This window comes from Paenibacillus sp. 203 (genome assembly GCF_037027525.1).
Lineage (GTDB): Bacteria > Bacillota > Bacilli > Paenibacillales > Paenibacillaceae > Paenibacillus > Paenibacillus polymyxa_B.
The window spans coordinates 638,973-663,864 of the sequence record NZ_JAXCHD010000001.1; the positions used below are offsets into that span (position 1 = coordinate 638,973).

Here is a 24,892-nt window from a genome sequence, read left to right on the forward strand (position 1 = left end):
TGAGCAGGGGGATTTAGTATCCTACCTGCTCATTTATTTTTACGAGAAAAATCATATATGATTATTCTGTAAAAAATGAAATGATATGTTTATTTTAATCTTTTTTGTAACACATCAAGAATTAGAATGGAATTAGTTAGTAGGGAGGAGATGAAAAAATGAAAAAACTAGTATTTTGGTGATGTCTACTGTCTACAATTGCTTGGAAGTCTAATGTTTAATCAGTAAAAATACTTAAAGAGGAGAAATGACAAATGAAAAGAGCGATCTTAGCACTATCAATTTCTGCGTTAGCTTTATCTTTAGGGGGAGTAGCATCCGCTTCACCAGTAAGTTCAACAATATCTGTTGGAGCTCCTGCCACAGTGAAAGTAACATTTGTGCCTGCTAACGGAGAAAAGGCACCTATTAAACTGCAAGATACAGAAGTACCTCTTGGTATGGGAAGTGACTTCTACATGGAAGGTTCAAACTGGATGCTTTTGTATGGAAGTAACGTTATTAAGCTCACTGGCAATAAAGCTACAGTTATTGGATATGGTACAGCCCAAGTGGCGGCATATAAATCTAATGGTGACAAGTTAGGCGTTTATACATTTATAGTTAAAAGATAAGCTAGTGAAGAAAGAGAAATATACTTTCACTTTCTTCACTGAGGCTGTCGAGATTCCTCTCGACAGCTATTTTTATGAGTTTATTGGTAAGCTGATCTCTAGATCAGGGAAATACTCCTTTATTGGGTTGCCGTCCTTATCCAATTCAAACTGACTTTTATTCCCTTCTTTAAAAATGTATTTATAAACTTTAATAGTAATAACTTTTGGAGGGGATATAAAGGGTTCAAACTGAGAATCAGTCATTAGAACATTACCGTCTGTTGCACTCCAACCTTTGCCCCCGATTTGTTTTATTTCATTTCCCTTATCATCATAAAGTTCATAACTTATTAAAGGTAAAGTAGAGATTTTTAGGGGTTTGGGTAATTCAATACGTGTAGTTATATTAGTTGTAATTGGGGTCAGCTCAATCTTTTCCAATGTATAATGAATTTTCTCATACTGGCGCTTGAGGCCAGGTGTCTGTACTATGTTGTTTTTGGTATTCTTCTCGACAGGGATATGAATTTTGAACGGTTGCTGAACCCCTGCCACGGGCATGGAAAGTGTTAAATCAAACTTATCTGGAAAGGATTTTCCCCCCTGGTTACGTAAATCTGAGAACTGTATAATTACTGAGTTGGAGCTTTTTCCAGGAATCATATAAGGATCAATGGAGTTGCTTGTATTAGCAGGTGCATAAGAGTTTATTTCTTTCCCATTAATAGTAAGTATTATATCGTTGATCAGTGATGATACTGTTTCTTTTGTAAATCTTTTGTCAGTGGTTTGTCGTTCTAAGGCAATGGATACACGTGTTCCGTCAAACATGACCTCTGGTACGCTGAGAGTCAGGCCATCGTGAGTATCGCTAAGATTGGGCTTTGATACTAGCCCTTTTTCGTCTGCTGTTTGTAAACCAAGATCACCAGCAAGCTGGAATATAGAATCAATACCTGGAATTTGTTTTAAGGATGCAGCCATTGTTGGTGAAATAAAACCAGTACTAACTACAAGTGCAAACGCTACTACAAGTGCAGCGGAGGTTCCGAAAAAAGTATTGCGAACCCTTTTTGAACGAGAGTTAGAGCGCTCATAGCGTCTTGTTTTCATATTACCATAGCGTTCCATAGTTCTATCAATTAAATCCACTTGGAATGGGGTATTCCGAATAAGCTTTTGTAAGTGCTCAATTTCTTTATCTTCCGGGTTTAAATGAGTGCTCAATTTGTTTTCCTCCCTTTTCATTGTAGTTGATTAGCTTTTTACGGAGTCGCTCATATCTTTTTCGGATCGTGGATGATTTCAGCCCCATAATTGTAGCAATCTCTTCGTAGTTGTAATCCTCAAGCGAACGTAATAATAAAATTTGACGATCTTTTAATGATAGCTGATCCAGTAACTCGTGAATTAAATTTGTATATTCGTGTATCGGCTGTTGCTTTAGATTCAGTTTGTACTGAATGAAGGATTTGAATGTTCTAGCGTTTCTTTTTAATAAGTCAGTACAGTGGTTTTGAGCGATTTTGTAAAGCCAAGCTGAAAAAGAGACGGTAGGTACAAAATGATGTATATGTTCTAGCCCTCTAATGAATATTTCTTGAGCAGCATCTTCCGCTTCTTCCCGATTTTTAAGTAAATAGTAGCAGTATAAAAAAATCTGTTGTTGATAACGCCGTATGATATGTGTGTATGCTTGTTTGTCGCCTGCTTGGACCTGCTCTATGACAAGATTGATATCTGCGTTTTGATTATTTGTATTTAGCTTTTCCATTAACGTCCCTCCCTTCTGCCTATATAACTGAAAAAGATATGCATTTGTGACATTCAACTAAAAAAACTTGAAGTTTGCTTTTAATGCTTCTCCAGATGTACCTCATTTAACTTTTCAATTATCACGGGATTCATTAAAAAAAGACTTCCTTCTAAGGCATCATAAAATAAAATGACTTTATAGACCATATATTTCACTATTTTAGTTATTTTGTAATGTAATGAAGTTCTTATGGTCGAAATCACATGTTAAGTATGACCTACGATATATCTGTAACTATATTGAGGGGGATTGAAATGGAACATACACCTACGATCCGCTCGACGATAGAGACCGAACTCAAGCAGAGAGGCTATACATTTAGCAGCTTTAGCAAAATATCCGGTATTAACCGTGGTACATTCAGTACCATGCTGAACAGTAACCCACCCAAGCCGATCTCCGTTCGGCAGATGGACTTGATTACTAAGGCATTAGGGTATCCCGAAGGCTGGTTGTATGAGTTATACATAGATGAATGCTTTCACGAGGGGAAAGGGCACTGGAAACGGATCAAACCTTTTTTATTGCGTTGTGTGGAATTGGGGAGGAAGGAGTGTATTCAAAAGGTGTTGTCGAGACTAACGGAGGACTTGTCCTATGTGTCGACGGTATTTGAGTTTGCAGAAGAGTTACATTTTGAAGGCAGAGAAAAGGAAGCGATCCCTTTTTACGAGTGTGTGATAGAAAACGAAAGATATTACCACTCGGAGCGGCTGGCTGTCAGCCAATATAGGCTATTTTCTTGCTCTTTAAACAAAGATCTGGAGAATAATCGTCAACAAGCTATAAAATTTGCTCCATATCGCAAAAATTTGCCTGAATCTCATCAATTGGATGCTTTATTAAAGCTGGCAAATGTGTACTACCAAGTTGATGATTGTGAGACAACTATACGATATACAAGAGAACTTGAGGTAATTGCTACAAATATTTATCAGCAACAGGTTCAGGCTAGATTAAGAAAACGTGAAGTTAAGCCTCTAAATACAGAAAGACATCTAATCGTCTATTATGGTCAAGCCTATTTAACGCAGGGGAATGCCTACGAGAAACAGGGGTTATACAAAAAAGCTATGGAGTTCATCCCCTACTATGCAAATTTAACTGATTTTGAAGGTCTAGATGAGGTTGGTATGTTAGAGGCACGGAAATTTGAAATGTGGGCGGAAGCAAACCGCTTGAATTTAGAAATTCTGATGGGAGATATGACTAATTTACCTGCCTATGTAGAACTTATTAGGAATAATCCTCAGGAAATATTACTTGGGTTACTAACCATATTAGAGTCTGCCAATACTTATAATTATATGATAGACGAAATTTTAATTCTTTTTGGAGAGAGTATTAATGAGTTTAGAGACTTACGTACAAATATTTCTTATTACAAGACGAATTATAATCTAGCAAACTATTCCCGTTTTTTTCTTGAGCTTAGTCGCTACTATTTTAATAAAGCGAACTATTCTGAGGCAATAGACTGTATGCTGAATAGTTTAAAAGCAACTTCACAGTTAAACGATAAGGCTTACTATATCAAGTCTATCACGTTGTTGTTTGAGAAATATAAGGGTCATTCGACACATGAACAACGGACAGAATATGAAAAAGTGATTAAAGCAGTGGAGAACAATATCAAGGAAATGACTTCTTAGAATACAAAAGGGCTATATAATCTACTACTCTAAGTAAATTATATAGTCCTTTCGACATATTACGTGTATGACTACTTGGGAAAAAGTTAATTTTTTAGTTAGTTGCCTGAATCATCGAAGTTATTTTCAGAAAGCTCACGCTCTGAAGAGGTAAACAGTTCTTTTAAAATACGATAAGCTTTATTTTGCCCTGCTTCATTCTGCTGGGAAAGTATACGAATGCATTCCCAAATCCAGGGCTGGCTTTTGAGTTCTTCATATGGATTATAGTCAAAAAATGCAAATACATTCGTGTTCAGCGCCTCTGCTATTTTCTCCAGTGTTTTGATCTGCACATTGACCTCACCGCGCTCCAACTTGCCGATATAGGAACCTGTTGAATCGGATGCTTCTGCTAACTGTTCTTGTGTAATACCACGCAATTTTCGAAATTGACGGATTTTCGTTCCTAATAGTTTCGTTGTTTCCATAGACACCCACACTCCTATAGTATGAGTGTAGACAAAGGTAGATTAAGCGTGGATGTAATTAAATTGCCTTAATTATTCGATATTTAGTTCTTGTAAGAACTATTTTAATAAACATCAAATTCCATAATATAATAAAACAGTGTAGAAAAGGGGTTGACCGTCATCCAATTTATTCATATAATTTCTAGTATATTGTAATTGATTGTCGAGGAGGGTGATTTTTTAAAATCATCTGAATACGCCGGGGGGTGTTTTTATTGGAAAATGCAACCACGATTCGTTCGGAAATTGAGAAAGAACTAAAACTTGGTGGCTACACTTTTAATAGTTTTGGACAAGCTACGGGTCTTAACCGGGGCATATTTAGTGCTATGCTTAACGGGAATCCGCCTAAACCTATCTCCGTAAGACAAATGGACTTGATTACCAAAGCATTTAATTATCCAGAAGGCTGGTTGTATGACCTGTATGTGGATGAATGTTTTTATGATGGAAGACCTCATTGGAAAAGAGTTAAGCCGTTCCTTATACGCTGTGTTGAAGTAGGAAATCTGAGGTGTGTGGAGAAAGTGCTCTCACGCTTAATGGAAGATCTTAACCACATTCCAACAATCTTTGCTTTGGCAGAGGAGTTATACGAAGGGGGGAAGCTGCAAGAGGCAATTCCATTCTATGAATGTGTCATTGAAAATGAAAAATATCAGCATTCTGAGAGATTGGCGATAAGCCATTATAAATTGTTTCGTGCAAAAATTGGAGAGAATACTGAATTAAATCTAAAGGCGGCTATACGATTTGAACCTTTTCGTTTTCGGTTGCCAGAGTGCCATCAATTAGACGGATTGTTGCATCTAACAAATATATATTCTTCACTACATAAATGGCAAGAAACAATTACACACAGCGATGAGCTTTGGGAACAATCTAAAATTATATATGAAGAAGAAAGTAAAAGAAGGGCTCGGAAAAACAGGAATTATGTACCGATAAAGACCGAGCGACATTTAGTAGTATATTATGGGCAAGGATTACTTATGAAAGCTTATGCCTTACAAAAAATTGGCGACTATGAGAATGCAAAAAAAATCGTTGCTGAGTATGCCGATCTAAGTTGGTTTGAGGGTTTAAACACCGTTGGGAAAAGAGAAGTGGAAAAGTTTAAGGTATGGTCTATGGGTAACTCTTATACACTTGATTTACTATTAGGAGATACGTCTGTGCTCCCTCAATATGTAAACTTATTAGAGAACAATAATGATGAGATATTACCAGGTCTTGTGAATATTTTAGAATCGGCTAATAGAAATTTCTTCTCAGTTGACAGTATCTTGGATCGATTTATTCAATATATTGATATTTTTAGAAATACTCAGGATGTAATATTTATGGATGATTATTATAATTTTAATTTCCAACTAGCCATTTATTATAGACGAAATAAGAGATATAAGGATGCAGTAAATGCTAATTTACAATGTATACAGATATCATTCTTTCTTAAAAATGTAGAGAGTTTCGCCCAAAGTATGGTTTTATTCGAAAATAATAGAGCTTTATGTGACGAAGAACAAATTGAGATTTATAAATCTATTATTAAGGAGGTGTGCAAAGATGAGGAAGGTTTTACTTTCACTTTTGCTTTCTCTAATAGTAGTCAGTAATATCGGGGTTCTGTCTTCTTTCCATGATATTATAGTTAGTAATAATTCTCATATTTCAGTTTCTAGTCATGGTAGAGGTGGGTGAAATCCAATAGTGCTGTTTACTTCCAAGTGAGTTTCAAGGGAATTTTCCAAGTAAATAGATGAATCAAAAAACCAGCCTTACTGAGGCTGGTTTTTTGATTCATCCCGTTAAAGGAATGAACTGGGTTTTATTATATTTTTAACCTGTAGGGAAGGTATCAGCTTGTAAACTAATGTAAATACCACACCGAACAGGAGGTTTATTGATGTGAAATGGAAACAATTGGAGGAATGCATCGAAGAAAAGCGGAAGGAACTAAATGATTTGGCGAATGAGGTGGGATTGAAGGATCGACGGGTGTTAATCAAGTCCATGGAGTTGGATCGACTCCTTAATAAATACAGTGACTGGAAATATAGCTATCGCAGACAACAGAGTATACCCCAAAGTTCACAAATACAAGAGAAGCAACACGAGCTTGTCCTATCTTATTAATTATCAAGTATTATGACAAGATAAAACCTAACTTCAACAGGGCTTCTAATACATAGTGGGATATAGAATAAACAAAATAATCTCTATTGCATCTCGTACGCCGCTCTTATACACGTTGTTCGTACAGTTTATTGTTCTGCGTCTACATCAGAGCGGAAGCCATGTATTAATGTAAATAGGCATCAAAAAAACCTCCCGATTCACGTTACTGCGTGACTCAGGAGGTTTTTGGGTTTTACTGTTGAAGCTGGCGTAATACGGTGATTTCGACACGGCGGTTTTTTTGTCGTCCAGCTTCGGTACTATTGTCACCAACCGGTCGGGTATCTGCATAACCCGCATACTGAAATCCTGAGGGTGAAAGTTGCTCTCTGTCGAGAAAGAATCGGAGTACAGACAGTGCCCGTGCGCCGGAAAGCTCCCAGTTGTCCTTATACGTCGATGAGTTCGAGGAGCGCGTGAACGGAATGTTGTCCGTATGGCCCTCAATGCTAATCGGTGTTTTCAAATCTCGAAACAGACTGGCCAACTTGGATAGCGTGTTGGCAGAGCCTTGCTTGAGTGCAGCTCTACCTTGATCGAATAAAAAGCGGTCATTCAGTGTAATGACAATACCACGCGGCTGATCTGACACGAAAATCTGGTTTTCCAGTTTGTTGTCCGTAATATATTCTTGAATGACACCCATTAAATTTTGCAGCTCTTTTTCCTGCGTGCGGAATGCTTGTTCACGTTCGGTGAGCTTTGTCGATCCAGCTTCCTTTTTATCGGCTGCTGGTTGCTTGGTCGTGGGTGGATTCTTGCTGGTGTAACGATCGGCAGTACCTGTAATGCCCGAGCCTTGCTCCAAAATAGAATCTCCCTTGTGGAACGTATCCTGGAGGGATTGAACAACGACATCGTATTTTTTAGCATCCAGACTACTCATGGCATACATCACAACGAAAAATATGAGCAGCAGGGTGATCAGATCGGCATAGGTAATCATCCAGCGGTCACGATGGTCTCCGCCGCCTCCTTGACCCCCACGGCGCTTACCGCGCGCTCTCATGGAAGTCCTCCTTTGGAGAAGCGTCATCTGTGCGTGAGCGACGAGGCGGTTTGTGATCTATATTTTGCTCTGAGCGGATAAAGAACTCCAACTTTTTGCGTACAAGCTTTGGATTCTCTCCGTTTTGGATAGCCAAAATACCTTGCAGCAGCAAATCCATAGTGATAATTTCACTCTCACTGGCAGCTCTTATTTTGGATGCGATGGGCAGGAAGATCAGATTAGCGCTAGCAACGCCATATAGTGTTGCGATAAAAGCAACAGCAATGGACGGACCAAGCGCAGTAGGCTCGGTCAGGCTGCCCAGTACATGGATCAGGCCCATGACAGTACCGATAATCCCCATCGTAGGGGCATAACCGCCTGCGGATTCAAATATTTTGGCGTATCCTTCATGTTTGTGTTCAATGGCATCTAACTCAAGCTCTAAAATCTGTTTGATCTGCTCCTGCTCGGTGCCGTCGATGACCAACTGAAGACCTTCACGCAAAAATGCATTCGGATGCTCTGATGAAGTACGCTCTAGCGCAAGCACACCGGATCGGCGTGAGGTGGTAGCCATGGAAACCAAATCTTCTATATATTGCTTCGTAGGATTGTCCTCACGGCTAAATGCCATCCGTAGGGCGGTGGGGATCGTCTTCAGCTTGGAAGCTGGGTAGCTGATCACAACTGCGGCGAAAGTTCCCCCAAATACAATGAGAGCCGATGTACCTTGAAGCAGCCCTGTAAATTCGCCGCCTTCCCATAAGAAGCCACCGATTAATGCTATGATTCCGGCGATGATGCCCAATACGATGGTGATATCCAAAATTTAATTCACTCCTATTCAAGACTTATCGTTTGCATCCATGGTAAGAAAGAGGTATAATACGGGAACAAACATTCTTATCTAACCATATTTCCCAAGTATCATTGCTCGGGAAATATCGACATAGAGTTACAGGTAAAGACGTTAAAGCTCGACTGGTGTAAAATCATGATGTTTCCATTTTAGACGATAAGGGTGATGCAGGGCAATGAGTGATATCGTTGTTAGCGATAAGACTTTTGAAATTCAGTCGGAATTCCAACCTCAAGGCGATCAGCCTCAGGCCATTTTTGAATTGGTAGAGGGAATTGCAGAAGGAAAGAAGCATCAAACGCTATTGGGTGCTACGGGAACAGGTAAGACGTTTACCATCGCACAGACCATTGCCAAGTTGAATCGGCCTACGCTGGTTATTGCACATAATAAGACTTTGGCTGCTCAACTGGCGAGTGAGTTTAAAGAATTTTTTCCGAATAACTCAGTCGATTATTTTGTCAGCTACTATGATTACTATCAACCGGAAGCATACATCCCGTCTTCCGATACGTATATTGAGAAGGATTCCAGCATTAATGAGGAGATTGATAAACTTCGCCACTCAGCGACAAGCTCTCTGTTTGAGCGTCGTGACGTTATTATTGTAGCGAGTGTCTCCTGCATTTATGGTTTGGGTTCCCCGAAAGAATATTCAAGCCTGCTGCTTTCGCTTAGAGTCGGCATGGAGAAACCCCGCAATCAGATTTTGTCCCGCTTGGTCGATATTCAATATCAGCGGAACGATATCAACTTCGTGCGGGGTACTTTCCGTGTACGGGGGGATGTTGTGGAGATATTCCCGGCTTCCCATGGGGAACACGCTATACGTGTAGAACTGTTCGGGGATGAAATTGAACGAATTACCGAGATTAATGTGCTTACGGGTGAATTGATCGGTGAACGTGATCATATTGCCATTTTCCCGGCATCTCACTTCGTTACTCATGAGGATACGATGAAGGTAGCATTGGTCAACATTGAACGTGAGCTTGAAGAGCGATTAGCGGAGTTGAAGGAGCAAGGGAAGCTGTTAGAGGCGCAACGTTTGGAGCAACGTACCCGCTATGATATCGAGATGATGAAAGAGGTTGGCTTTTGTTCCGGCGTCGAGAATTATTCAGGTCCACTGACATTCCGCGAGCGAGGTGCGACACCATATACACTGATGGATTATTTCCCGGATGATATGCTGATCGTCATTGACGAGTCCCATGTTACGTTGCCGCAGATTCGTGCCATGTATAATGGTGACCAAGCACGTAAGAATGTACTGGTGGAACATGGTTTCCGTTTGCCATCCGCATTGGATAATCGCCCGTTGAAGTTTGAAGAGTTCGAGGACAAGGTAAGTCAGATCATCTATGTATCGGCTACTCCAGGACCCTATGAGATGGAGAAATGCGAAACGATGGTACAGCAGATTATTCGTCCTACCGGGCTTCTTGATCCGATTATTGAGGTGCGTCCGAGCAAGGGGCAGATTGACGATCTCATTAGTGAGATACGGCTTCGCATAGAACGTGAAGAACGGGTACTGGTGACCACACTTACGAAGAAGATGTCTGAAGATTTGACTGACTATTTAAAAGAAGTAGGCATCAAGGTTCGGTATATGCACTCCGAAATTAAGACGTTGGAGCGGATGGCTATTTTGCGGGATCTTCGTCTAGGGACCTTCGACGTGCTAATCGGGATCAACTTGTTGCGGGAAGGCCTCGATTTGCCGGAAGTATCGCTGGTCGCGATTTTGGATGCGGACAAAGAAGGCTTCCTGCGTTCTGAGCGCTCTCTGATTCAGACGATCGGACGGGCAGCACGGAACAGTGACGGTCGTGTTATTATGTACGGCGATAAGATTACCGATTCTATGGATAAAGCGATAAAGGAAACGGAACGTCGTCGTGCGATCCAAATTCAGTATAATGAAGAACATGGGATTACCCCGCAAACCATCCGTAAAAAGATTCGTGATGTTATTGAAGCAACCAAGGTGGCAGAGTCTAAGAATGATTACCTTCCTAATGAGACGGGTAAACTTTCCAAGAAGGAGCGTCAATCACTCATTCAGCGTCTGGAAGCAGAGATGAAAGACGCCGCCAAGAACCTACAGTTCGAGCGGGCAGCCGAGCTGCGTGACGCTTTGCTGGAGTTACGAGCTGATTAAAGATTGAGAATAAGCTAGAAGCAAAACATATGAAAATAAAATGTTTGATTGCTTTGCTTTTAAAAATAGTGAGGGCGGCCTATGTGGTCGTTCTCTTTGCGATATATCACTTCCATGGGATAATCCAATGCGATATAGCATGACGTGAACTACGGCTAAGGAGATGAAACATTTGGCGAATGAAAGCATCATCATCAAAGGCGCACGCGCGCATAATCTCAAAAATATTGACGTGACAATTCCACGGGACAAGTTCGTCGTCCTGACAGGGCTTAGCGGCTCAGGTAAATCGTCACTGGCTTTCGATACGATCTATGCAGAAGGGCAGCGGCGGTATGTGGAATCTTTATCTGCGTATGCCCGTCAATTCCTCGGACAAATGGAGAAACCAGACGTTGATTCGATTGACGGTCTGTCTCCTGCCATTTCCATTGACCAGAAAACAACAAGTCGGAATCCGCGTTCTACTGTCGGAACGGTTACCGAAATCTATGACTACCTGCGGTTGCTGTTTGCTCGGGTGGGTCATCCTCATTGTCCTGAACATGGCATTGAAATTACTTCGCAGACCGTTGAACAGATGGTAGACCGCATTTTGCAATATCCTGAAAAGACAAGACTTCAGATTCTGGCTCCATTGGTCTCCGGCCGCAAAGGTGAACATAAAACACTGTTTACGGATATAGCCAAGCAGGGCTTTGTACGGGTACGTGTGAATGGAGAACTACGTGAATTATCTGAGAAGATTGAGCTGGAAAAGAACAAGAAGCACTCGATTGAAGTGGTCGTAGACCGCATCGTAGTTAAAGAAGATGTGCGTGCGCGTCTGTCTGACTCTATTGAGACGGCACTGAATCTTTCAGGTGGGCAGTTGCTTGTAGACATTATGGGGCAAGAGGAGTTGCGTTTCAGCTCCAACTTTGCATGTCCTATTTGTGGATTCAGCATAGATGAACTGTCTCCAAGAATGTTTTCCTTTAATAGTCCGTTTGGTGCTTGTCCAGATTGTGATGGGTTAGGAGTTAAAATGGTAGTTGATCCTGATCTGCTCATTCCCGATCCTGAAAAAAGTGTGGAAGATGGGGCGTTTCAGGCTTGGAGTGGTGGAACTTCCACTTATTATCCTCAATTTTTACAGTCAGTATGCGAGCACTACGGTATTCCGCAGGACATTCCTGTTAGTCAATTGACGACAGAACAAATGAACCTCATTTTACATGGAACGGGTGAGCAGAAGATCCGTTTCCGCTATGAGAATGATTTTGGTCAACGTAAGGAAGCCTATGTGACCTTTGAGGGAATTATCCCCAATCTGGAGCGTCGTTATCGTGATACGGCTTCTGAAGGTATACGTGAATTTATTGAAGGCTTTATGAGTGCAAAGCCATGTAACACCTGTAAGGGACACCGACTGAAAAAAGAAAGTCTGTCGGTAACCATTCAAGAGCGTAATATAGCTTTTGTGACAGCTTTGTCTATCGGTGAAGCTTCAAACTTTTTCCATACACTGGAGCTGAGTGAGAAGGAGAAGTCGATTGCCAATCTCATTTTAAAAGAAATTAACAGCCGATTGGGATTCCTTGTTAACGTTGGTTTGGAATACCTGACTTTAAGCCGTGCTGCAGGCACGTTGTCAGGCGGTGAAGCACAGCGTATCCGATTGGCGACACAGATCGGGTCCAGTCTGATGGGTGTGCTTTATATTTTGGACGAGCCTAGTATCGGTCTGCATCAGCGAGATAATGACCGTCTAATTAGTGCTTTGGAGCATATGCGGAATCTCGGCAATACGTTGATTGTGGTGGAGCATGACGAAGATACGATGATGGCGGCGGACTATATCATTGATATTGGGCCAGGAGCTGGAATCCATGGTGGGATGATCATGTCGCAGGGGACTCCGCAGGAAGTTATGGAAGACCCGAATTCCTTAACCGGGCAGTATTTGAGCGGACGCAAGTTCATTCCGGTCAATACCGAGCGGCGCAAGCCTGCTGATAAGTGGCTGGAGATTCGCGGAGCCAAGGAGAACAATCTCAAAAATGTGAATGTCAAAATTCCGTTGGGTGTTTTCTCAGCTGTTACTGGTGTATCCGGCTCTGGAAAATCGACGCTGGTCAACGAAATTTTGTACAAAACCTTGGCGCGTGATCTGAACCGAGCGAGAGTACGTCCTGGGCAGCATAAAGAAATTCGCGGGTTAGAACATATCGAAAAGGTTGTTGAGATCGATCAATCGCCAATTGGCCGTACACCGCGTTCCAATCCTGCAACGTATACTGGTGTATTTGATGATATCCGTGATTTATTCTCGCAGACGAACGAGGCCAAAGTACGAGGCTACAAGAAAGGCCGCTTTAGCTTTAACGTTAAGGGAGGCCGTTGTGAAGCTTGTAGAGGCGACGGTATCATCAAGATTGAGATGCATTTTCTGCCGGATGTGTATGTTCCATGCGAAGTGTGCAAAGGCAAGCGTTATAACCGGGAGACCCTGGAGGTTAAATACAAAGGGAAAAGTATTGCCGATGTGCTGGAGATGACGGTTGAGGATGCAACGGAGTTTTTTGAAAATATTCCGAAGATTCATCGCAAGATCCAGACGCTGATGGATGTAGGATTGGGGTATATCAAGCTGGGTCAGCCTGCGACTACCTTGTCTGGCGGTGAAGCACAGCGCGTGAAGCTGGCCTCCGAATTGTATCGTCGTAGCACAGGCAAAACCATTTATATTTTGGACGAGCCGACAACCGGTCTGCATGTTCACGATATTGACCGATTATTGACGGTGCTGCATCGTTTGGTTGATTCAGGAGAGACGGTGCTGGTTATTGAGCATAATCTCGATGTGATTAAAACAGCCGATTATCTGATTGATTTGGGACCGGAAGGCGGAAGCGGCGGTGGAACGATCTTGGCTACCGGGACACCGGAGCAACTCGTTAGAGTCGAAGAATCCTATACAGGTCGATACTTAAAGCCGATCCTTGAACGGGATACCCAGCGTAGTCAATCGCTTCAGACAGTCGATCTATAAATACCATTTAACGTATGATTTAAAAACCCTGCACAGGCAGGAAGGCAGAATACGAACTAGTGTATTGATGCCTTCGTCTTGCAGGGTTTTATTTTTTTTGTAAAAAAAGAAAACTTTTATCAAATTCCTGCGTTAAAGCATGTGACACATAGTTTACCAAGCGCTGGAATAATAAATCTATACGTATATTCATCGACAGAAAGTCTCTGAGTAGTCTCTAAATTTTGGAGTTTTGGATGTTTAGGCTCGGGCTTGAAGAGGTAAATATATAATTTATGATTACTTAGCATCATACGGAGTTCCGTGCCCGCGTGACAACCATTACAAGTTGAAGCGAAACCGTCTGTAGTTTTATCACATCTAAGGTTCATACAACATCTTTGAGGAAGTCATGAAGGGAGCTGGAACGCTTGAAGATTAAGCAAAGTAGAGTTTTACGTACACGTGTATATTCATGGGCAGCAGGAGCTGCTTTGGCGGCATGTTTGATGGGTTATAGTGCTGCACCGTCCTATGCCTCCGAGGTGTCTGAAGCGTTTGCGCCCAAACAAGCCGAAATCGAAACAAGTGCAGCAATTGGCAGTATTAAGGATTTAGAAAACGCTCATGATTACATTCAACCCGCAGCGAATGGTGGGTTTTTAATGCTGAACGTCGAGGACGATACAGAAGCAAGTGTAGTACACGTCACATATGGCAAGCTGGACAGTTCTGTGGAGGCTGTATGGAAACATCAGCAGGACCTGAACGTACAACCCGGAACAAGCAGCAGGGGAGTCCAGCGGGAGACGCCGGATAGGGGCTTGCTGTTTCTGATTGATTATACAAAACCGAACGGAATACGAGAGTTGCAGGCTTCCCGATTGGACGAGGATGGAAACACCTTGTGGTCCAAAACATTACCCACAGATGGCTTGATATCTCATGGGCAGGATTCTCAGGTTGGTTTGGAGACACTGGAGGATGGCAGTTTCCTGGTCTCCTATCTAAACCTTGCGGAGCAGTCCTTCACTGTACTCAAATACACTGAAACTGGCGATCTACAATGGAATCGAACGACGGCCGGAGTGACCTCGGGTTGGCTGGTCGGCAGTCACAATGGATATTATGCGCTTTTGAACAGCTCAGATGGTCCCGTCGGGGTACAAGCAGATGTATATGGTCGCGATATTCGTGACATCCATCTGGACTTAGGATCAGGTAAAGAAATTGCCGCAGTACGTGAGTTGCCGAGCGGTCATATTGCTGTAACAGGGCTTAAAGGAAACAGCAAGCGTACACAGGTGCTTAGTAATGGTCTGCAATTATTTAGTAATACAGAGGACTATGCGGCTGACCGGGTGTATCTGCCTGAGGAGCAGTTGTATGTCCAGTTCAGTGATCAATATGATCCACTGGGTAAAACCACGAAGATGCATGGCATCACCATTACAGGCCTGAAAGGAAACGGTACGAAGGTGTGGGAAACAAGGACTCATTATAAGGAGGATAATTCCTTCGGCATCCGTTACGATACGGGATTGATATACAAGATACCTTCAGGCTACGTGGTGGTGACATCTACAACAGGTGCTCATAAGCCAACAGTACTAGATTTTGCGAAAATATTGATACCGGAGTAATCCGGTGTCTTTTTTTGTGGAATTGAGGGAAACGATATTGCGAGGTTGTATACGATAAGAAACAGCCTGCTTGTATATGTGATACAAGCAGGCTGTTAATAGACTCTATATTTAGGATGCAACGTGGCCGGATTGTAAAATGGCAGACAGCTTTTCCTGGAAAGTCGGAATACCTACACGCTGTACATATGCGTAAAAGCTTTCGCCAGCGCTCCTGTTTTCTTTGTAGAACAGGATGAGCTCTGCTAGTACAGGTCCAACCTGATCCCCGCGTACGCGGCCTTTGAGCGCCTTGTTAAACTGGGCGCCTGCTCCAAGCGCTCCGCCGACAGCGATGTCGAACGCGTCGACCAAGCCCTCCGGTGTCTTAATAAGCGAGCCTTGCAGACCAATGTCCGCAATATGCTTTTGACCGCAGGAATTCGGGCAACCGATAAAATGAATGCGCACCTTTTCATCCAATTGTACGTGCTGATCCAAATACTCGGCAACGTCAACCGCCCGTTTTTTGGTTTCCACAATCGCCAGATTGCAAAACTCATTTCCTGTGCACGATACCGTACGACTCATAAAATGCTTGGGCTGTGGTGTCAGGCGTTGCAGCACGGGGGCTTCCAGTAGTTCATCCACTTGCTCATCCGGCACGCCGCTCAGTAAAATATTTTGTGACATCGTGGTACGAATCTGACCATCGCCATAGCGGTCAGCCAGGTCGGCCAGTTCGTGCAACTCATCAGCACTAAGGCGACCGACAGGCACGTTCAGACCGACATAGTTCAGACCTTTTTGAGCTTGAGGATGCACACCGTCAAAATAGGCGGCTTGCCAGCCAATCGTTTTGTCCTCGCCTCGTCCGGGCATTTCACCGATGTACTCGGTGAGCTTAGCCAGAAATTTGTCTGGGCCCCAATCGGCAACGAGGAATTTCAAGCGGGCATGGTGCCGCTTTTCCCGATAGCCGTAATCACGGAAAATGGTGGTGACAGCAATAGCAACCTTCAGTACTTCCTCAGGACGAACAAACAAATCCAGAGACTGTGCCATATGCGGCTTGGCGGACAAACCTCCACCAACCATCACATGGAAGCCGATCACTTCTTTTCCATCGAGGATCTTGGTGGCCGGAGTGAAGGACAGGTCGTTAATTTCAGCCTGTGCATTGTTGTACGTATTACCGGAGATAGACATTTTGTACTTGCGCGGCAGATTGGAGAAGTCTCGATTTAATAAGAAAAAGCGGTTTACTTCATCTACAATCTCCTGGGTATCCACCAATTCATTGGGATCGATGCCAGCCAGCGGATTACCGACAATGGTACGCGGGCAGTCTCCACAGGCTTCAAAGGAATACAAATTGACTTTTTCCAGTCTTTCGAAAATATCGGGCAAGCTTTCGACCGTCAGCCAGTGAAATTGAATCGCCTGGCGAGTGGTGACATCCACAAGACCGCGTCCATATAGCGCGGATATGTCCGCCAATGCATGTGCCTGTGCTGAAGTCATGATCCCTGTGTTGATGCGGACCCGCATCATGAAATGACCATCCTTGGGCTTTTGCTGATATACCCCAGCCCATTTGAAACGGTCCATATCGTCCGCAGAGATCGAATCATAGCCTTCGTTGGCATAGTTTTCGATAATGGTACGGATAACGTCGAGACCGTCCTTTTCCAGCTTGACTAACTCGAATTTGTTAAGCTTATCGGGATGAGCGTTCCAGATTGGTTCGTAGGCCATTCTTTTAACCTCCTGTGGGTGCTTATTTATACTTTAGTGTTTTGTTAGAGGACTCATGATTTTATTCTTTATTTCCGACAATAAAACTAAGATATAATGTGATGGTATCATAGTTGGTTATGCCCGTAAACGAAGGAATGACCTAAACGGTATAACGATTATTTATCGTTTTTGCTTATTTTTTTGATATAAGGATTTGGAAAATTTATAATATAAATAGCATGAGAGGACAGGGATGTAGCAAACGGCGCCTTTTAGAAAAAGATAGGGCTTAAAGCGATTGTATACGTGTCCCCTCTATGGTAGATTTGGACTAACTGATAGAACAGGGTCATGTAAGAGAGGAAATGGTGATTATATGCGTAAGATGGGGAAAAGGGCAGTTGTTCTGGCTTTGGGCAGCGCTCTATGTGTTTCTGGAACGGCAGGTGCAGCCAGCAGTGGAACTGCGTTAAAGGCCAAAGTCATTAATGGTGGGGTCTATGTTAACGTAAGCGATATGAATAAAGCATTAGGAACCAGCGGCGCATATAACAGCGCAAATGGTACATATACGTTATCGGTCGATCGTGTGCCGCAGGTGGTTAAAAATGTATCTCCTTCTGTGGTCGGTATCATAGGCCGTTCAGCCACGGGAGAGACCGTAGCAGGAGGAGATCGATACAACCTGGCTCACGGCACGGGTGTTATCATTCGTACCGATGGATGGATTGTGACGAATGCACATGTTATCGAAGGATTAGGTGATGCCGTGGTCGTAACCTCGGACGGAAAATCTTACGGAATCACCGACAGCTACAGCGATCCGATCAGTGATTTGGCATTAGTCAAAATCAAGGCAAGCGGCCTCAAACCCGCCACCTTGGCAGCATCAACGAACAGTCTACAGGTAGGTGAGCAGGTAGTGGCTATTGGTACGCCTATATCTTTTTCACTTCGCAATTCGGCAACCTCAGGTGTTGTTAGCGGGCTGAACCGTGGTGTCAACGCTGCTTATCGTTTGATCCAAAGTGATACCGCGATCAATCCTGGTAACAGCGGCGGTCCGCTGGTCAATCTCAAGGGTGAGGTCATTGGGATCAATACGATGAAATTCTCGGCGGTCGGCATTGAAAATATGGGCTTTTCGATTCCGTCGGATACGGTGAAATATGTCATCGGCCAATTTTTCAAATACGGAGAGGTTCGGCGCGCCAGTCTTGGTCTGAGTCTGGAAGAGAGCTGGTCAGCTATCGTTGGATTACCTACCGAGGACCCTCTGAAAGTTACGAAAATTACCTCAGCCAATGCCATTCAGGCCAAAATCAAGGAAGGCGATGAGCTGTATAGCATTAACGGTAAGCGTGTGGCTTCGGCCATTGATGTCAATGAGCTGCTTAAAAACTATCAACCAGGTCAAACGGTGAGTGTACTAATGCAGTCGGACGGTGATATTGTGAAGCGCAAGCTAGTACTGACACAAGATAATGGTGAAATCTATGAGTCCATTCAGTCTGGAGAAGATGGTGAAGATTCGAACGGTTCGGAGGCCGCTGAAGATGGCGGCGTAGCGCTTCCTAAGGAAACATCGGAGCCAGCTCAAGGGGCAACTACTGGAAAGTGAACAATAACGGCTCTTGAATCTATAAAATAAAGCTAAAGGGAGATTTACTGTGAAGCATATTCAAAGAAAAATGATGCGTAAGCTGGGGGTCGGCGCTGTCGCATTGTCCCTTCTGCTTTCCGCTTTGCCAGCAGTTGCAGCAGATCAAGATAAAACCATGCTGGAATTACGGTTGCAAAGCGGCAGCAATACAGCCATCGTGAACGGCCATAATGCCAATATTACGAAGCCATATTCAAAAAGTGGTGCACTGATGGTTCCAGCTGGTATTTTTAAAAAGGCATTTAACAGCAAAATTCGATTGGCTGAAGATAATGTGGTTAAAATCACTAGCGGAACTCATGTTGTATCACTGACCATTGGTAGCCGTACTGCTTGGGTGAGAGGTCACAAGGTGACACTTCCAGCTCCACCGGAAATGTCATCAGGTATTCTCATGGTGCCTCTGCGTCAAGTAGCAGAAGGGCTTGGCGGTAAGTTGGAGAAGAACGGCGCCGGAATCATTATCCGGATGGAAGCACAAGAAGAGGCGGGCACGATAGCTGAAGAGACACCGAATATTGATAATGATGAGGGCAAGACGCAGATCGGGAACAGTTACTATGGCTGGTCTATGAACTATCCAACAGGTCTCGTCATCGGTCAGGGAGGTGGAGATGAGAGTATCTCCACTTTTATGGATGAGAACAGTGCCTACTATATGGAGGTGCACACAGCGTCACAGCCGGTTCCACTGAATTCGGACGATCTGTTGCAACAATTAGTGCAGGCAGCCAAGGAAACGGGAGAAACTGTGATCGATCGAAAATCCTTCCCGAAAGCGAAGGTACCTTATGCTCGTGTCATTACGAAGGATGGGGACGGCGTATTGTGGGAAAATCGTCAGTACTATGACAACGGACGATTGTATGTAGTTTATTTTTCCGATGCTAAAGCAACGAATTATAAAGATTTGGCCCAGTATGCGGGACTGTTAAATTCCTTCAAAACCTCCTTTAATGCGCAGGATAAAAGTATTAAAGACTTGTCCACTGTCGTAGGAGGCACACGCGAGGCCGGAAATCCAGACTACGGTGTGTCACTCAGCATACCCGCAGGCTGGAAAATGGACGATCAACGGATGCAATATGAAAGTAATGATGGATCGAGCTTCCGCGTGAAAGTAACCTCGGCTCCAGCGGATGGAAAGTTGGAGAACTGGGGCCAGCAGCTGCAAAAATGGCTGAGCGATTCCTTTGTGTCCACAGCTTATGAGGCACAGAAGACGTATCCGCTGGAGGTTGCAGGCGTTCAAGGGTTAGTACAGGAGTACCGCTATAATTTTGGCGATGGATGGGTCAAAGAGTACAATGTGCTGATTCAGCAAAATGGATATCGCTATTTGGCTGAATACGCAGTGCCTGAAAAAGTAAGCAAAGGAAATGATCAGTTCAACGCGCTCATCTCCTCGCTTCAAATCGATTTTCAAACCGTAGCAAGTAACTTTGGACAGTTGGAAGAAGACGACTATTTGACGGACAAAACGAAAACGGTCAAAAAGACGTCGAAAGCCTATGAATATACGGTGAATATCCCACGATATTGGACCGCGATTAGCGATCAATTTGAATTGGGCGATGTAGAGTACCAGTTTACCGGAGGTCGTTTTTCCATCAAAATCGACAACGACCAATCATTTGAACTAACGGTATCCCAGCTCAAGGACTTCTATGATAAGCAAGCAAAGAACTACAAAAACCTCAAAGTTGAGGAAGTTAAGGACGTAACGTTTGCTGGTGTTCCCGCAGTGTCCTTTACATTCCATCGTATAGAGGAAGGCATTGGCTACACAGGCCACCAATTGGTTTTGGAGCGTGACGGAAAAACGTATACTGTGACAACAACATTAAATGATGCGAACAACACGGCTGTACAGTCTAACGCACTGGATTCGACGTTAAATTCGTTTAATTTTGTGAAGTAGAAGGTGTAGGTAAAAGATTAGCGAGGTTGTGGGGGAAGCGCTACGCGTGCCATTTGAGCCTACGAGCGTTGACGCTTCTTCGGATTCAAATGGCCCGCTTCACTGGCGCCCGCCAAATACCACCAATCTTATAATGAGTGAAGTAAGCACTAGGGAAGTCTATACGGATTTCCCCGTATAGGAGGAATCCAAAATGATTACGCTAAAAGCAGTCGACAAACATAATTGGGAAGCATGTGCCGAACTTGAACCGACACCTGAGCAAAAAAGATTTATGGTATCTAACCTTTTTTCGATTGCGGAGTGTCAGTTTTTAGATGGATTTTTATCTAAAGCAATTTATAATGATGACGAATTAATTGGTTTTACAATGTATGGTTTAGACCCGGATGACGGAAATTACTGGGTTTACCGATTTATGATTGACGAAAGATTTCAAGGTCAAGGTTATGGCTACAATGCGATGTTGCTGGTTATCGATGAAATAAGGAAAGCCAGTGATAGGACGGATGTTATCATGATTGGGTATAAACCAGACAATGAACTAGCTAGAAAGCTATATAGTAAAACAGGCTTCAGGGAGAAGGGAATATCACCCTGGGGAGAAATGCTTGCGAAGTATAGGTTTGCCTAGTTAATGATAGGATGACTCACCTCCAAAGCACCGCTTGACGGGATTGGAGGTGTTTTTAGTATTATTTTTTAAAGGAATCGCTTGGAAAGTGTAGAAGGTTAGGTCGCAGTCTGGTACACTAGATTAGTTACAAGATAAGAATGATTCTGCCGCAGATGTTTGTGATGCGGATTTTTTGAGTTAGATGTAATTCACGCGAGGAACCGATGGTTCAGTGTGTGGATGATCGGACAAGATGATAGAGACGGATAGGATTTATAATATGATTCTTAGTAGGCTTCCATTCCCCTGACTAAACAGGATCAGCTTTGGAATGAGTCTATGGAACATCCATAAGATTACCAAGTAAGCAGCATAGCTGCCCTGAAAACAACGATTATTCCTCGGGGGATCATTCGTTTTCAGCATATGGGGAGGGCAATAATGAAATCAGCAGTACGAAGAGAAGATGTCGAGCTTCTGGCACCAGCCGGTGACTGGGATTGTATGCGTGCGGCGGTGGCAAACGGGGCTGATGCGATCTTTTTCGGGGTGGAAAAGTTTAATGCACGAGCACGGGCGAATAATTTTCGCATGGAGGAACTGCCTGAAATTATGGCGTTTTTGCATAGCTATGGGGTTAAAGGTTTTTTAACATTCAATATATTGGTATTTGAAAACGAGTTGGAGGACGCTAAGGAGCTGGTCGATGCCTGTATTGATGCTGGAGTCGATGCCTTAATTGTCCAGGATATGGGCCTGGTGAAAATGATCCGCGACATTTCACCGGATTTTCCGATTCATGGTTCTACCCAAATGACGATTACCTCGCCGGAAGCGGTAGAGTTTACAAAACCGTACAATATGGAACGGGTCGTGCTTGGACGCGAAAACAACCTGAAACAGATCCAAAAAATAGGCGATCAGGCGAGACTTCCAATGGAGGTATTCGTACATGGAGCGTTATGCGTATCTTATTCTGGCCAATGCCTGACTTCAGAAATGTGGGGCGGCCGCTCTGCTAACCGTGGTGAGTGTGCACAGGCATGTCGTTTGCCTTACGATCTGATGGTAGATGGAGAGCAGAAACCAATGGCAGATGTGACGTATCTGCTGTCACCTAAGGATCTGGCAGCGATCGACTTGATGCCTGAACTGATCGACGCGGGTGTTGTTTCTTTTAAAATTGAAGGACGACTGAAAACACCTGAATATGTGGCGAATGTGGTCAGCAAGTATCGCAAGGCCATTGATAAGTATTTTGATGGCGATACGTCCAAGACCAGCAAAGAAGATATTCGCGAGCTGCAGCAGAGCTTTTCACGCGGCTTTACGCACGGTTTTCTCGAAGGGACCAATAACAAGAAGCTGGTTGACGGTACATTCCCGAAAAGCCGGGGGGTGTATCTGGGCCGAGTGGAACAAATCCTTCGTGATGGCGTAGTGTGCCGTATTGATGCACCGCTCAAGCGTGGCGATGGTATTGTATTCGATGCGGGAGATCCCACGCAAAAGGAAGAAGGCGGACGCGTATACGATATCCGTCGCAAGGGCGTGAAGATTGAAGGCGAAGCCGGAGAAGGCTGGATCATTGACATCGTAGCGGGACGCAACGATGTGGATCTGCGCCGTGTACACGTGGGCGACCGCATTTGGAAGACCAACGACCCGGCGCTGGACAAACGTCTGCGCCAGTCGTACGACACCGACAAGCCGTACCGGGTCTTCCCGGTACATGTGCGGGTCAGCGGCTCCCCAGGGCAACCGCTGTCGACATGGTGGACCGACGTGCAGAAGGGCACAACGGTCCGCGTGGACTCCGAGCTGGAACTTGAAATTGCCCAGAAGCGTCCGATGACGCATGAACTGCTCGAAGAGCAGTTCGGCCGACTGGGCGGAACGGTGTTCCAGCTGGAAGAGCTGGACGTCCATCTGCATGGGGACGTCATCGTGCCGATGCGCGAGCTGAACGGTATCCGCCGTCAGGCGGTGGAACTGCTCGCGGGCGAGCGCCCCAAACCGCCCGTGTACACGAAGCGGACGGTCGAGGTGTATGACGATGCATCGGCTCCGGCATCGTCTGTGGCACGCGGTCAGGCAGAGCTGACCGCGTTGTGCCGCAGCCTCCCTCAGGTGGAGGCTGCGCTCGAGGCCGGCGTGGAATTCATCTACGCCGACTTCGAGTTCATCAAGCAATTCCCGGCAGCCGTAGAGGCTGTGCACGCTGCAGGCCGCCGAATTGCGCTGGCGACCCCGCGTATTCACATGCCGGGTGAAAATGGCTACCACAACAACATCCTGCGCTTGAAGCCGGATGCTGTGTTGGTACGCAATCCAGGGGCACTGTATTTCTACTTGCGACATCGGTTGGAGAACCCGGACGCACATCACCCGCAATTGATTGGTGACTTCTCGCTGAACATAGCCAACCATAAAGCGGCTGATCTGTTCCTGGATTCCGGCTGCGACCTGGTTACGCCTTCGTACGATCTGAACATTCAGCAAATGGTCGATATGCTCAGACGTACGCGTACCGATAAGCTGGAGATCGTGATCCAGCAGCATATGCCAATGTTCCATACTGAACATTGCGTATACTGTACCTTTATGAGTGAAGGCACCGACTACACTAACTGTGGACGTCCATGTGAGGACCATCGCGCATCCCTGCGTGATCGAATTGGTATGTCTCATCCGGTCCGTGTGGACGAAGGCTGCCGCAACACGGTGTACAACGCGATTGAGCAATCCGGCGCGGAATACCTATCCAACTTCCTGGAGCTGGGCGTGTCCCGTTACCGCGTGGAATTTTTGGAGGAGACACCGGAGCAAGTGCATGAGGTTATTGATCTCTATAACCGTGCCCTGCGCGGAGAAATCAGTGGAACACAAGTATGGAAGACGCTGAAAGCGACGAATCAGTTGGGTGTTACACGTGGGCAGCTGGTGAAGTAAAAGGATGCTATAGGTTATCACAGTTATTTATTTTGATATTTGAACGTAGAAAAAGAAAAAATAGGGTATGTGCTTTGAGAGCACATACCCTATTTTTATCAATAAGTCCATTTGAAATACTATGAATCTCGTATTGTTATACTTTCTGGACTTTCGTTTTTTTGGAAAAAACAATGAATTTTTGCCCGACATAATTAATTAAAGTATAGAATATATTCCCGATTAGGATGGACAGATTGCCTAAAATTGCATTGTTTTTAATACTCAGACTTGAGATCAGGAAGTGGCTGATTAGATAGCTGAGACAATACGATAGCAAATAGCATATCAATATGATAAAGACAAACTTCCAAATGGTCTGTCCATGGCTTGCATTGTTTTTGAAAGTAAATCTTTTGTTTAAGAAATAGCTTACAGTGGCACCTACAGAATTACCAATAAAGGTCGATAACCAGTAGTTAGTCCCTAAAGTATTAAAGAGCAGGAACATGACGGACATGCCGCATATTGTATTTAGGACACCTACGACAAGAAAACGGAAAAAGCTATTCTGAAATAAAGTCAAATTAGTCACCTGTTCGCATCTGT

General features: G+C 44.1%; 18 protein-coding genes. 11 read left to right on the forward strand and 7 right to left on the reverse strand.

Annotated features, from left to right (window positions below; translation table 11 throughout):
- The first annotated feature begins 254 nt into the window (after nucleotides 1–254).
- Nucleotides 255–614 (forward strand): hypothetical protein, encoded by a 360-nt coding sequence (locus WA407_RS02935; RefSeq protein ID WP_069290510.1) that lies wholly within the window; start codon nucleotides 255–257, stop codon nucleotides 612–614.
- Between the two features lie 72 nt (nucleotides 615–686).
- Here WA407_RS02935 and WA407_RS02940 read toward each other — a convergent pair whose 3' ends face one another.
- Together WA407_RS02940 and WA407_RS02945 are read right to left on the reverse strand one after the other, a co-directional pair.
- A complete protein-coding gene (locus WA407_RS02940) occupies nucleotides 687–1,823 on the reverse strand; it encodes a DUF4179 domain-containing protein (protein WP_069290509.1) in 1,137 nt (378 codons plus the stop codon).
- Nucleotides 1,795–2,370, reverse strand: coding sequence for an RNA polymerase sigma factor (locus tag WA407_RS02945; RefSeq protein ID WP_061829961.1), 576 nt, complete (start codon nucleotides 2,368–2,370; stop codon nucleotides 1,795–1,797). The genes WA407_RS02940 and WA407_RS02945 overlap by 29 nt, the downstream gene beginning before the upstream one ends.
- Nucleotides 2,371–2,666: 296 nt before the next feature.
- Here WA407_RS02945 and WA407_RS02950 point away from each other — a divergent pair, with 296 nt between their 5' ends.
- Nucleotides 2,667–4,064, forward strand: a complete 1,398-nt coding sequence (locus WA407_RS02950) for a helix-turn-helix domain-containing protein (RefSeq protein WP_336076740.1) — start codon at nucleotides 2,667–2,669, stop codon at nucleotides 4,062–4,064.
- Nucleotides 4,065–4,162: 98 nt separating this feature from the next.
- Here WA407_RS02950 and WA407_RS02955 read toward each other — a convergent pair whose 3' ends face one another.
- Complete coding sequence (locus WA407_RS02955; RefSeq protein ID WP_336076741.1) at nucleotides 4,163–4,534, reverse strand: helix-turn-helix domain-containing protein; 372 nt, start codon at nucleotides 4,532–4,534, stop codon at nucleotides 4,163–4,165.
- Nucleotides 4,535–4,791: 257 nt separating this feature from the next.
- On the opposite strand from WA407_RS02955, the gene WA407_RS02960 reads away from it, so the two are divergent.
- On the forward strand, nucleotides 4,792–6,195 hold the full coding sequence (locus WA407_RS02960; RefSeq protein WP_254350471.1) for a DNA-binding protein: 1,404 nt from the start codon (nucleotides 4,792–4,794) through the stop codon (nucleotides 6,193–6,195).
- A 292-nt stretch (nucleotides 6,196–6,487) separates the two neighbouring features.
- Entirely contained in the window at nucleotides 6,488–6,715 is a 228-nt protein-coding gene (locus tag WA407_RS02965; protein WP_023990607.1) for an aspartyl-phosphate phosphatase Spo0E family protein, read from the forward strand.
- Between the two features lie 235 nt (nucleotides 6,716–6,950).
- Here the strand turns inward: WA407_RS02965 and WA407_RS02970 are convergent, their stop codons facing one another.
- Nucleotides 6,951–7,766, reverse strand: a complete 816-nt coding sequence (locus tag WA407_RS02970; RefSeq protein WP_013312222.1) for a flagellar motor protein MotB — start codon at nucleotides 7,764–7,766, stop codon at nucleotides 6,951–6,953.
- Entirely contained in the window at nucleotides 7,750–8,577 is an 828-nt protein-coding gene (locus tag WA407_RS02975; RefSeq protein ID WP_235306457.1) for a flagellar motor protein, read from the reverse strand. Before WA407_RS02975 ends, WA407_RS02970 begins: the two co-directional genes overlap by 17 nt.
- A 208-nt stretch (nucleotides 8,578–8,785) precedes the next feature.
- Between WA407_RS02975 and uvrB the strand changes: the two genes are divergently transcribed.
- The 3 genes from uvrB (at nucleotide 8,786) to WA407_RS02990 (ending at nucleotide 15,433) form a co-directional block, all read left to right on the forward strand.
- Entirely contained in the window at nucleotides 8,786–10,777 is a 1,992-nt protein-coding gene (gene uvrB / locus WA407_RS02980; protein WP_061829965.1) for an excinuclease ABC subunit UvrB, read from the forward strand.
- A 172-nt stretch (nucleotides 10,778–10,949) separates the two neighbouring features.
- A complete protein-coding gene (uvrA, locus tag WA407_RS02985) occupies nucleotides 10,950–13,811 on the forward strand; it encodes an excinuclease ABC subunit UvrA (protein ID WP_235306455.1) in 2,862 nt (953 codons plus the stop codon).
- A 410-nt stretch (nucleotides 13,812–14,221) separates the two neighbouring features.
- Nucleotides 14,222–15,433, forward strand: a complete 1,212-nt coding sequence (locus WA407_RS02990; RefSeq protein ID WP_336076742.1) for a hypothetical protein — start codon at nucleotides 14,222–14,224, stop codon at nucleotides 15,431–15,433.
- A gap of 111 nt (nucleotides 15,434–15,544) precedes the next feature.
- On the opposite strand, the gene WA407_RS02995 is transcribed toward WA407_RS02990, so the two are convergent.
- The gene (locus WA407_RS02995) at nucleotides 15,545–17,170 is read right to left on the reverse strand and encodes a nitrite/sulfite reductase (protein WP_336076744.1); all 1,626 of its coding nucleotides are present in this window, start codon (nucleotides 17,168–17,170) and stop codon (nucleotides 15,545–15,547) included.
- Nucleotides 17,171–17,528: 358 nt separating this feature from the next.
- On the opposite strand from WA407_RS02995, the gene WA407_RS03000 reads away from it, so the two are divergent.
- The 4 genes from WA407_RS03000 to WA407_RS03015 all read left to right on the forward strand — a co-directional run bounded on the left by WA407_RS03000 (nucleotide 17,529) and on the right by WA407_RS03015 (nucleotide 24,304).
- Entirely contained in the window at nucleotides 17,529–18,773 is a 1,245-nt protein-coding gene (locus tag WA407_RS03000) for a S1C family serine protease (protein WP_322172732.1), read from the forward strand.
- A 49-nt stretch (nucleotides 18,774–18,822) separates the two neighbouring features.
- Nucleotides 18,823–20,736, forward strand: coding sequence for a stalk domain-containing protein (locus WA407_RS03005; protein WP_336076745.1), 1,914 nt, complete (start codon nucleotides 18,823–18,825; stop codon nucleotides 20,734–20,736).
- A 193-nt stretch (nucleotides 20,737–20,929) separates the two neighbouring features.
- Complete coding sequence (locus WA407_RS03010) at nucleotides 20,930–21,370, forward strand: GNAT family N-acetyltransferase (protein WP_061829971.1); 441 nt, start codon at nucleotides 20,930–20,932, stop codon at nucleotides 21,368–21,370.
- 423 nt (nucleotides 21,371–21,793) lie between these two features.
- Nucleotides 21,794–24,304, forward strand: a complete 2,511-nt coding sequence (locus WA407_RS03015) for a U32 family peptidase (RefSeq protein WP_322163144.1) — start codon at nucleotides 21,794–21,796, stop codon at nucleotides 24,302–24,304.
- Between the two features lie 136 nt (nucleotides 24,305–24,440).
- Here WA407_RS03015 and WA407_RS03020 read toward each other — a convergent pair whose 3' ends face one another.
- Entirely contained in the window at nucleotides 24,441–24,878 is a 438-nt protein-coding gene (locus WA407_RS03020) for a GtrA family protein (RefSeq protein ID WP_257785374.1), read from the reverse strand.
- Nucleotides 24,879–24,892: the final 14 nt, after the last annotated feature.

Coding starts and splice junctions, on each gene's coding strand:
- WA407_RS02955 (WP_336076741.1), bottom strand. CDS start 4,534: ATGGAAACAACGAAACTATTAGGAACGAAAATCCGTCAATTTCGAAAA.
- WA407_RS02995 (WP_336076744.1), bottom strand. CDS start 17,170: ATGGCCTACGAACCAATCTGGAACGCTCATCCCGATAAGCTTAACAAA.
- uvrB (WP_061829965.1), top strand. CDS start 8,786: ATGAGTGATATCGTTGTTAGCGATAAGACTTTTGAAATTCAGTCGGAA.
- WA407_RS03010 (WP_061829971.1), top strand. CDS start 20,930: ATGATTACGCTAAAAGCAGTCGACAAACATAATTGGGAAGCATGTGCC.
- WA407_RS03015 (WP_322163144.1), top strand. CDS start 21,794: ATGAAATCAGCAGTACGAAGAGAAGATGTCGAGCTTCTGGCACCAGCC.
- WA407_RS02945 (WP_061829961.1), bottom strand. CDS start 2,370: ATGGAAAAGCTAAATACAAATAATCAAAACGCAGATATCAATCTTGTC.
- WA407_RS02970 (WP_013312222.1), bottom strand. CDS start 7,766: ATGAGAGCGCGCGGTAAGCGCCGTGGGGGTCAAGGAGGCGGCGGAGAC.
- WA407_RS03000 (WP_322172732.1), top strand. CDS start 17,529: ATGCGTAAGATGGGGAAAAGGGCAGTTGTTCTGGCTTTGGGCAGCGCT.
- WA407_RS02950 (WP_336076740.1), top strand. CDS start 2,667: ATGGAACATACACCTACGATCCGCTCGACGATAGAGACCGAACTCAAG.
- WA407_RS02935 (WP_069290510.1), top strand. CDS start 255: ATGAAAAGAGCGATCTTAGCACTATCAATTTCTGCGTTAGCTTTATCT.